This is a genomic window from Shewanella sp. SG41-4, from assembly GCF_014164505.1.
Classification (GTDB): Bacteria; Pseudomonadota; Gammaproteobacteria; order Enterobacterales; family Shewanellaceae; genus Shewanella.
Map to the genome: position 1 here is coordinate 1 of NZ_JACJFI010000176.1, position 9,169 is coordinate 9,169.

A 9,169-nucleotide genomic window follows, 5' to 3' on the forward strand; every position below is an offset into this window, starting at 1 on the left:
CCTATTATTGATTCAGCTAATGTCAGCCCAGATCCGCAATGGGTCAGCCAGTTAGGTTTAGCGGAGTCATTTAGTTTTAGCCGTAAACCGTTACGGGCTACGATACAGTTACCAGTATTTGGGCCATGCGATTGCTATGTTATTCATCTTAAGTCTAAACGCAGTGGCGTGAGTCGTGATGATATCAGTGAAAGTGGCCTACATGGCGGTGCTGATTTTGTTGCACGGCAAGTGCTTGGGCGTTGGGCATCCAGTTTACAACGCGGCAGTGAATCAGCATTGTTGTGCCATCAAATGTTGATGAGGCGACAGCAAACTCAGCAGCCATTTATGTTGATGGGCGACTTTAATGACACCATGGGCAGTGAATTGTTAGCGGCATTTAATAATCAATTACGCGTGTATCGCAGTGATATTGAAGACCCAGGACTGGCTAAGCTAGGTGAAACATCATTGATGGCTGAGTTACAGCAAAGCAGTTTGTTTGATAGCTATGAGTTGTTTATCGACGCGACCAAGTGTAACGCGACATTGGCCCAAGATGAATTTGAGTCAAGCTCACTAGTGGATGAGCAACCGCATCCCGCTAGGCAACCGACACATTACTATGGCAACAGTGGTTCAGTGCTCGATTACATATTGGTGTCGAGTGAGTTTAATCCAACCCAGCAGCAAAATCTTGCTCATATCATTGACTATAAGACCTTTGATCGTCATCTAGTTCGGCCTGACTATGAACGCGACAGCGACAGTACCGACCATGCTCCTGTAATGATGCGCTTTTGCGTCCGCACTTAGTGGACCACAATGGTGATGTCTATCGATGATCTTTTGAACGTGATGGCGATGTAAGGTCTTAAGTGTTGGATCCATTTGAATAACATAATAAAAAGCGCTGATAAATATCAGCGCTTTTTTGATTTAACTCAATTGATTTACCATTGTTTTGGGTAAGCTTACTGTAATGTTTGTTTTATCTTCACGCAGCGTTGTTCTTGTTGGCGTGTTTCAAGTAGCGCGCGTCTTGCCAGTTTTGATAAACTTGTTTGTGTATCTAAGACCTGGCTAATTGCATTTATGTTTACTGAACTACAATCGGTAGGAATTAATTGCGCCGCAAAACTGCGCATAAATACCGGACCTTTATCGTCCATTAACGGTAAGTTGGCAAAGCGTTGCTCTGCGGTTGCCGCACTTAATAGTTTTTGTTCAGCAGGATAGATATTGTACATTGCAACGCGAATTTTTGAGAACGCCATGCTGTCATTGTTTTCAATGGTATTTAACCACTGGCGTTTAAGCGATGACTGCGGACGGATAACCTCGGCTGCAATCGCGGCTTTTTCACCCGAGTCAGATTGGTCAAGGTGCTTTTCTTGGGCTAGTAGCGCCTGAGCGTCACCGTAATCATAACGGTTTAACTGGCGGATCATCTCCCAGCGTAAGTCTTGATCTATGCTTAACCCTTTAATATGACTCTTACTTTGCAGTAATGATTGAATGTGTTTTAACGCATCGCCATGGCTAGATAAACTAATATAAGCATCGAACCAACGGCGTTGGAAATCACTATTACGGTAGCTTTCCATACTCATCCGCAAGCTCATTTGGCTAAGCGCTTTAGATATTTTACTGTTGTAAGCTGCATTAGCTGGCGCCATTAAATCGAGATAGTTTTTAGCTCGCTGCAGATTACCTAGTACTTGACCTAGAATGGTGTAGTCTTTTTCGAGTGGTGCATTAATTAACGCGATATTTAAAAACTGATCTAATGATGTATTACCATCAATGACACTGTCCCACATACTTTGCCACAACATAGAGCGTAATAGCGGATCGGTGACTTGGCCTAGAGACTGTTTGGCAGTATTAAATGAGGTAGAGTCTAGCGCTACTTTCACAAATCCCCAGTCATCATAGTTTGGATAAACCAAATCAGGACAAACCTCGCCAATTAACTGATCAACTTCGGTATAAGCGCCTTTGTATGTCACCGCTACGACTTGTTGTTTTTCTATGCCATATCGATTTTTGTTGAACAACCCTAGTTGTACTCGTTGCTCACGTAACGTTGGGTGTTGCATATCATCAGATGTTTGCACTAAACCAAACGAGTCAATTTGACCTCGCTGACAAGTGTACTGAGCTTTGATGGTATTCACTCCCGCCGCGTACAACCATTCTTTAGTCCACAGAGACAAATCACGTCCACTGGCTTTGGCTAGACTGTCGATAAAGTCATTAAGCTCAGCATTTTGATAACTGTACTGTTGTAAGTATTGGCTCACACCGCGGCGGAAGGTTTCTTCACCCAGTAAATGACGCAATTGTTTAATGGTCGATGCGCCTTTTTGATAAGTAATGGCGTCGATATTATCAAAGGCGTTTTGGCTGGTGGCCACGGGCACTTCAATTGGGTGAGTCGTGACTAAACTGTCTTGATGGTAAGCAGCTTGTTTACCAGAGGCATAAAAAGTGCGCCATGCATGACTAAATTCAGTGGCTTCACTGGTAGCAAGGGTGCCCATAAATGAGGCGAAACTTTCATTTAACCATAAGCCATTCCACCACTTCATGGTGACTAAGTCGCCAAACCATTGATGCGCCATTTCGTGCATGATAACACCAGCTAAACGTTCTTTTTGTTCAGCTGTCATCTTGGCATTAAATAAGAAACGGTCTTCAGAAAAGGTGATTGCTCCAGCGTTTTCCATTGCGCCATATAGAAAGTCTGGCACTAAAACTTGATCATATTTCTTAAATGGATAAGCAATACCAAAGTAGTGATTAAAGAAGTCTAAGCCTTGTTTGGTATAAGTGAACCAATCTAAAGGGGTGACTTGATTGGCTACTGACTGACGCGAAAACAAACGCATCGGATAACGGCCTGAGTTATCTTCCCAAACATGGTACGGACCAGCGTGCATCGAGAAGTTATATGGGCTTAATTTTGGCGTAGCAGGGAAGGTCCATAAATTGGTTTCGCCTTGATCAACCACATTGGTTTCGCGCATGGCGCTGATCACTTGCCAATCTTTTGGTGCATGGACATTAATTTGATAACTGGCTTTAAGATCTGGTTGATCAAATACTGCAAACATTTGCTGGGCTGCGGCAGGTTCAAAATGTGAATACAAATAAACTTTACCGTCTACAGGGTCGACAAAACGATGTAAGCCTTCGCCATTGGTGCTGTGCTCTCGGGTAAATTCAACTTCTACAGTATTGTTACCATCAGTTAAGAGACTTTGGTTTATTGTTATATAAGCCCCATTATAATTAGGATATACCTTGGTACCGTTGACAATAAACTGTTTGATATTGGCTTTGTTAAGGTCGAGGGTGAGTGACTTTGGTACGCTGCTTAAGTCAAAGTGGACAATCGATTTTGCACTAAATTGACTGTGTTCACTTAAAAAGAAGGTTAGTTCATATTGTGCATTTGATACCACATTAGATCTAGCTTGAGCTTGTTCTTGGCTAATATAGGCTGAACCATCCCGCTGTAGGGATTTAGTCGTAAGTGAACTACTGCAGCTGATAACGCTGGCACAACATAAAGCGATGAGACTGGTTTTAATGACCTGAGAACTCAAAAATTCAGTGGATAACAATTTCACGTTAGTGTTCCTAACTTTTTATTGGATGTATGAAAAAGCCGACAACAATGTCGGCTTTATAGCTATGAGTCGTGGCTTACAAGCCTAAAAATGACTTTGATTTCATTTTACGGATTTCTTTTTCATCTGACCATTCAATAAGGCCCGTTTCAAGATCCATTAAGCGCATGGTCATTTTGTAGTAAACATCTTTGGTGCTGCCATCTTGTTTAACGATGCTTGATAAGTTGCCATAAAGCATATATTGAGCACCAATTTGACGGCCAAATTTAATCGCTGTAGATGGGTCTACCATGCCAGCATTGTTTTGATAATCAAGTTGTTTACGTACATTATCAACTTTAGTCATATCAATAAAACGGAACTTACCAGAACGTAATAACTTATTACTAATGGTGTCGGTCACTGACTCTGTATCGATATGCTCAGAGGTTTTGTTTTTAATTTTATCTACAAATACAATTGGACGGTTACTCTGTGTCATTACCACAACTGGTGGGAATGCCATCATGCTGTCGACCATTTTCGCGGCGATGACTTGTAGATCTGTGGAACCGAAATTTTCGTTAACGGTTTCGACTTCTGTCGCGTCACCATATTCTACTTTAGATTGACAGGCGCTCAGCCCCATTACAGCAGCTAATACAAATATCAGTTTCAAATTTTTCATAGTAAATTCCATTGGTGATGAGTGACAGTTGATAAACAATTATCGTCTATCAGATGATTATCGAATAAAAACGGGTACGATTTCCAGTCTCTATTGCCCAAATTAATGTTGTACGGTTTGGTTTTACGTCAATTTTTACATTTTGGCTGCTATTTAAGCGAACATTATAGCTGCCGGCATCGGTAAATTGTCGAGCAATTTGAGCCTGACGTGGCAGCGTTAACCAACTTCTGCGGTCAGCTTGCTCGGTGATAACATTAAATATTTGCATTACCATCGCAGCGGCATCAACTTGATTATTGGCACGTTGGCTGCTGCTTTGTACACTGCGATTCATTTTGTATTTAGCATAAACTCTTGCGGCTTGGCGAAACAACGCCGCGGGTAAATCTTCTTTTAAGGCATTAATGGCTAACGCATCAATGTTAGCAATGGTTTGTGCTGTTAGTGGCGCGTCTAACCCTTGAATTTGGCTGTTATCGATTAACTGACGTTGAGGCTGATAGGTCGCTAATGACGCTGACTGGATATTACCATTAATTGGAAAAGGTACCGTAATACTTTGTTTTTCTGGTACAAAATCACGTTCAATAATGAACACAACTTGGCCTTGATCTGATGTAGGTATTACAGCATCTCCCCAGCGACGTTTAAATTCGTCATATTGAGGCATTCCGAGTTGTTTAGCTAAACGGACTAAATCTTGCTGTAAATACACATTGTCTGGGGTAATTTGTGCCGCTTTTCGGTAATCAATAAATGCATCGTTAGGTTCGTTGGCAAGTTCGTGCAATAAGCCGGTAGTATAATAGCTGTATGCGTTAAGAAACGAGCTGGTGACATTACCCGCTTCTTTGCTTAGTTGTGCCACTTGCGCGTCAATGGTGCCATTAGCCATGTCTTGCACAGACTTTTGTGATTTTTGATAGCGTGCTTGTTCCATACTTTGCAGTTCATTACTGCGGCGAACTTCTACTAATGCTCCTTGAGCGTCACCACTAAATAAATAATTAAGTGCCTGATATTGATGCAACATAATACGCTCATAACCCGGTCCTCGATAAGGAATGGCATTATCGTTTAGTAAAATACTGCTTGCCCCAGCGCCTAATTTACTGGCACTCACGGTGGCTTTATCATCAAAGACTTGATAGTCGTCAATGGCTTGCTGGTAATAGGTTTTACTGCGAGTAAAGTCCCCTGCAATTTGCATAATACGCCCAGATTCTTGGGCGTAAAGTAAGCCATCGTTGCCACTAATATTATCGGCCAAATCAGTGATTTTTGCCGTTGGCGCATCGCTATTCAGTTGCTGCTTGTATGGTGCTATTTGCGATGGATAGTTAACAAACACACTATTAAAGGCGCAGCCAGATAGGCTAAGACTGAGGGTTAACCCAATACAGAATGTTCTTAACATTGTGGCACCAGTACCTGGGGTGTAATAAGGTTGACCCGCTCAAGTAAAGTAATGCCCTGTAAGTGGTCATATTCATGTTGAAAAATCCGCGCAACAAATCCTGTTAATGTTTGTTGATGCAGTTGGCCGTCAAGCGACTGATATTGAACTTCTATTTGGCTGTGTCGCACTATGGATAGCCGCTGACCTGGAATCGATAAGCAACCTTCTACATCAACTTCTGTTGCGGTAGATGCCGATAAAATCTGCGGGTTTATAACCACAGTCGGAGACGTTAATGGCGCATCGGGATAACGTTCGTTTGGATTTGACGCCATGATAAACATTGCTGCGTTGCTGAACACTTGCGTTGCCGCAATACCGACACCGTTTGCATTCAGCATAGTGCTTAGCATGTTATCGGCTAACGTATGTAATGCTTGGTCAAACACCGTCACTGGCTCAGCAATTTGAGTCAGTATCTGTTCGCCTGTGGTAGCAATGCTGAGTAGTGGCTTTAGCTGCATAGGTGACGGTTGTCCTTGTTATTCATGTTAAATGACGACCTGCATTAATTTTATTTACTGTTTAAATCGTAATGAGTCAACAACATTATTACTTGCATAGCCTCATTATATTGCACCAACAACTCACCCGGTTTCAATGACAGTCTGTATTATCGTCGCTGAATATCAGCTGACGATGATAGCAGTCACAGTGTCAAAAATATGTTGTTTGGTCGCAAGGCTTTAGTAATGCGGTGGTGGAGTCTCTTCGGCAGAAGACGCCATGTTACTAGGCTCAATAGAATGCAGTTTATTGACCATTAATAGCATTTGCTGTTGCTGTCTAGCAACTAATGCATTGAGTTTTATCACTTCTTGGTTTAACTCTTCAATGGAGATATCTTGAAATGATAGTTTCATTTCAAGATCATCAATTTTCTGTAAAACGCTTTCCATGTTGACCTCTTATTACTTGAGTTATTACTGAGTTATTATTGCCAATATTCAACTAAACCTTGGCTGCTAATACTGACGATTGAGCCAGGTGCTATCATTGCGGCAGAGTATACTACAGCCCCTTTGTTTTGGGTGTTTTTACTCAATTGAACTTCCCAGCGAGAAAGTCGCTTACCTGAGTCTATTTGCCATAAAAATATTTCTCTTGATGGCGTACCTGTGAGTAATTGCAGGTCATTATTCACAAAGCGAGCACTTGAAAAGTTCATTTGGCGTCGATTAATATCGAGATGACTTATTGGTTCACCTGTACCCGATTGCCAGAGGGTGGCATTACCGGTGATATCGCTAGCAAAGCTGAGACTCGCTGAATCGTTAATCGCCACTTTTGTGATACGGGATGTTAACTGCCATTGTTGTAATGGTTGACCGGTCTGGGCTTGCCAAAGTAATACTTTGCCATCATTACCGCCGCTTAATGCAGTGTTGCCATCGGCACTAATAGACACGCTATTTACTTTTTCTTGATGACCCAAAAATTGAATTAAACGTGATTTTTGTGGTGACAATGACATCACGGACCCATCGACTAAGCCAACAAGTGTTTGCCCTGTATTGGCGATGGAGACACTTTGAGCATAAGAAGGCAAAGACCACCATCCGACAGATGAACCATCGGTTAATCGCCATATCGCAAGCGAGTGGCTACTAATTGTTGCTGCATATTGGCTATTGGCTGATATCGCAGTATCAATGACGTTACTGGTATTTTGTTGTTGGCCTTGGAGCCATTGGTAAGACAACGTTGAGTCTGTAAGATCCCATACTTGTACGCCATTATGAGCAGTGCTAACCAGAGCGATGGTTGCATCATTTGACAGACTTGCACTATAACTGGCATCCGTAGTGATGACCTGAACTTTAGTTGCAGTTGGTTGGCACGCAGATAATAGGCCTACTAATGCGAGAGTTGGCCAAAAAAACAGCATTGGAACGCGCGTCATGAACTTGCTCCTTGAATTATTGTCCTAAACCTTGTCATATTAAGGTTTACCCAATGGTATAACCGTTTTAACTAGTATAAAGTGGCAAAAGAACATGACCAGTTAAACATCTCATTGATTGAATGTATTAAGGTTATTGTAACCACTATAGGATGCTGAGGAAGCTTTAATGAAATCTATTTACAAATTATCGTTAGTTGCATTAGCCGTTGTTGGCCTTACTGCGTGTAATCAAGAACAAGACGTTGCTCAAAAGAAAGTTGAATTAACAACTGAGGTTCAAAAAGAAGCATATAGCGTTGGTGGTTCAATTGGTAAGTACATGTCTGGTCACATTAAAGAGCAAGAAGAATTAGGCTTTGCTGTTGATCGTGCCATGGTGATTAAAGGCTTTAGCGATGGCTTAGGCGAAGAAATGCAGTTAACTGAAGAAGAAATGCAGACCGTATTACAAAACCTAGATAAAAAACTAAACGACAAACGTTTAGAGCAAGCTGAAGCGTTAGCTGCTAAAGCAATTGCTGATGGCAAAAAATTCTTAGAAGACAACAAAGCCAAAGAAGGTGTAACCACGACTGAGTCTGGTTTACAGTATGAAGTATTAGAAGCTGGCAGCGGTGAAAAACCATCAGCGGAAGATATTGTTGAAGTACATTACCGTGGCACCTTAACTGATGGCACCGAGTTTGACAGTTCATATACCCGTGGTGAAACAGCTAAGTTTCCACTAAAAAATGTGATTCCTGGTTGGACTGAAGGCGTACAGTTAATGCCTGTAGGCGCCAAGTATAAGTTTGTTATTCCATCAGAATTAGCTTATGGCGAACGCGACACTGGTACTATTCCTGCTAACTCAACATTGGTTTTTGAAGTTGAATTAATTTCAGTAGAGAAAACACCTGCTGCAGCAGAAACTAAGTAATAGCATCATTGTTTCAGTGGTTAGTGACTGATAAACAGAGATTAGAAAGGACGCTTCGGCGTCCTTTTTGTTTGCAGTTAAATCTGCTTAGGTTGGCTTGAAATAAGTGACTAACTCCGACGATTTATATTGCTCAACGTTAGTCGTTTATCGTAATAGAAGTACCACGTTAGCTGCGCTAATCATGGTACTTCTATTACGTAACCCAATAGCCTCACTAACGAGTGACTAACACTCTACGGCTGAATGTTACATTATGTATAAAATGAATATTAAAGACGGATTAAAGCCATTTTAAACGGTAGAATAAGTACATTTGCAAGCCTATCAACGCAAATAACCCTCCACAAAATGCAGCAAAAGCCCAGTTTGATTCAGCACCCGGTATCCCGCCAATATTGACGCCCAATAAACCTGTTAAAAACCCTAATGGTAAAAAAACCGCCGAAATCAATGATAAAAAATACAGTCTCTGATTCACTTGTTCTGACTGTTGCGATTGGAGTTCTTCTTGCGTAACGCTGGCACGATCGCGTATTGCATCAAGATCTTCTATCACTCGAATAAGGGTTTCGTGAATTTCACGTAAGCG

The 9,169-nt window shown here is 41.7% G+C and carries 9 protein-coding genes; 2 read left to right on the forward strand and 7 right to left on the reverse strand.

The window, feature by feature from the left end; all coding sequences use genetic code 11:
- The coding region (locus H5202_RS14835) for an endonuclease/exonuclease/phosphatase family protein (RefSeq protein WP_182772758.1) at positions 1-798 on the forward strand (798 nt) is incomplete at its 5' end.
- Between the two features lie 158 nt (positions 799-956).
- Here H5202_RS14835 and pepN read toward each other — a convergent pair.
- From pepN to H5202_RS14865, 6 genes are all read right to left on the reverse strand, one after another.
- Positions 957-3,620, reverse strand: a complete 2,664-nt coding sequence (gene pepN / locus H5202_RS14840; RefSeq protein ID WP_182772759.1) for an aminopeptidase N — start codon at positions 3,618-3,620, stop codon at positions 957-959.
- 76 nt (positions 3,621-3,696) lie between these two features.
- Positions 3,697-4,290: a penicillin-binding protein activator LpoB gene (gene lpoB, locus H5202_RS14845; RefSeq protein ID WP_182772760.1), complete on the reverse strand. Its 594-nt coding sequence runs from the start codon at positions 4,288-4,290 to the stop codon at positions 3,697-3,699.
- Between the two features lie 49 nt (positions 4,291-4,339).
- Positions 4,340-5,710 (reverse strand): COG3014 family protein, encoded by a 1,371-nt coding sequence (locus tag H5202_RS14850; protein ID WP_182772761.1) that lies wholly within the window; start codon positions 5,708-5,710, stop codon positions 4,340-4,342.
- Positions 5,704-6,216 carry a peptide deformylase gene (def, locus tag H5202_RS14855; RefSeq protein ID WP_182772762.1) on the reverse strand — a complete coding sequence of 171 codons (513 nt, stop codon included), beginning with the start codon at positions 6,214-6,216 and terminating at the stop codon, positions 5,704-5,706. The genes H5202_RS14850 and def overlap by 7 nt, the downstream gene beginning before the upstream one ends.
- A gap of 222 nt (positions 6,217-6,438) precedes the next feature.
- Positions 6,439-6,651: a SlyX family protein gene (locus H5202_RS14860; protein ID WP_011638679.1), complete on the reverse strand. Its 213-nt coding sequence runs from the start codon at positions 6,649-6,651 to the stop codon at positions 6,439-6,441.
- 35 nt (positions 6,652-6,686) lie between these two features.
- Entirely contained in the window at positions 6,687-7,655 is a 969-nt protein-coding gene (locus tag H5202_RS14865; RefSeq protein WP_182772763.1) for a WD40 repeat domain-containing protein, read from the reverse strand.
- Between the two features lie 169 nt (positions 7,656-7,824).
- On the opposite strand from H5202_RS14865, the gene fkpA reads away from it, so the two are divergent.
- Entirely contained in the window at positions 7,825-8,577 is a 753-nt protein-coding gene (gene fkpA, locus H5202_RS14870) for an FKBP-type peptidyl-prolyl cis-trans isomerase (RefSeq protein ID WP_182772764.1), read from the forward strand.
- A 283-nt stretch (positions 8,578-8,860) separates the two neighbouring features.
- On the opposite strand, the gene H5202_RS14875 is transcribed toward fkpA, so the two are convergent.
- A partial coding sequence (locus tag H5202_RS14875; RefSeq protein ID WP_272490471.1) for a CorA family divalent cation transporter occupies positions 8,861-9,169 on the reverse strand: 309 nt, incomplete at its 5' end.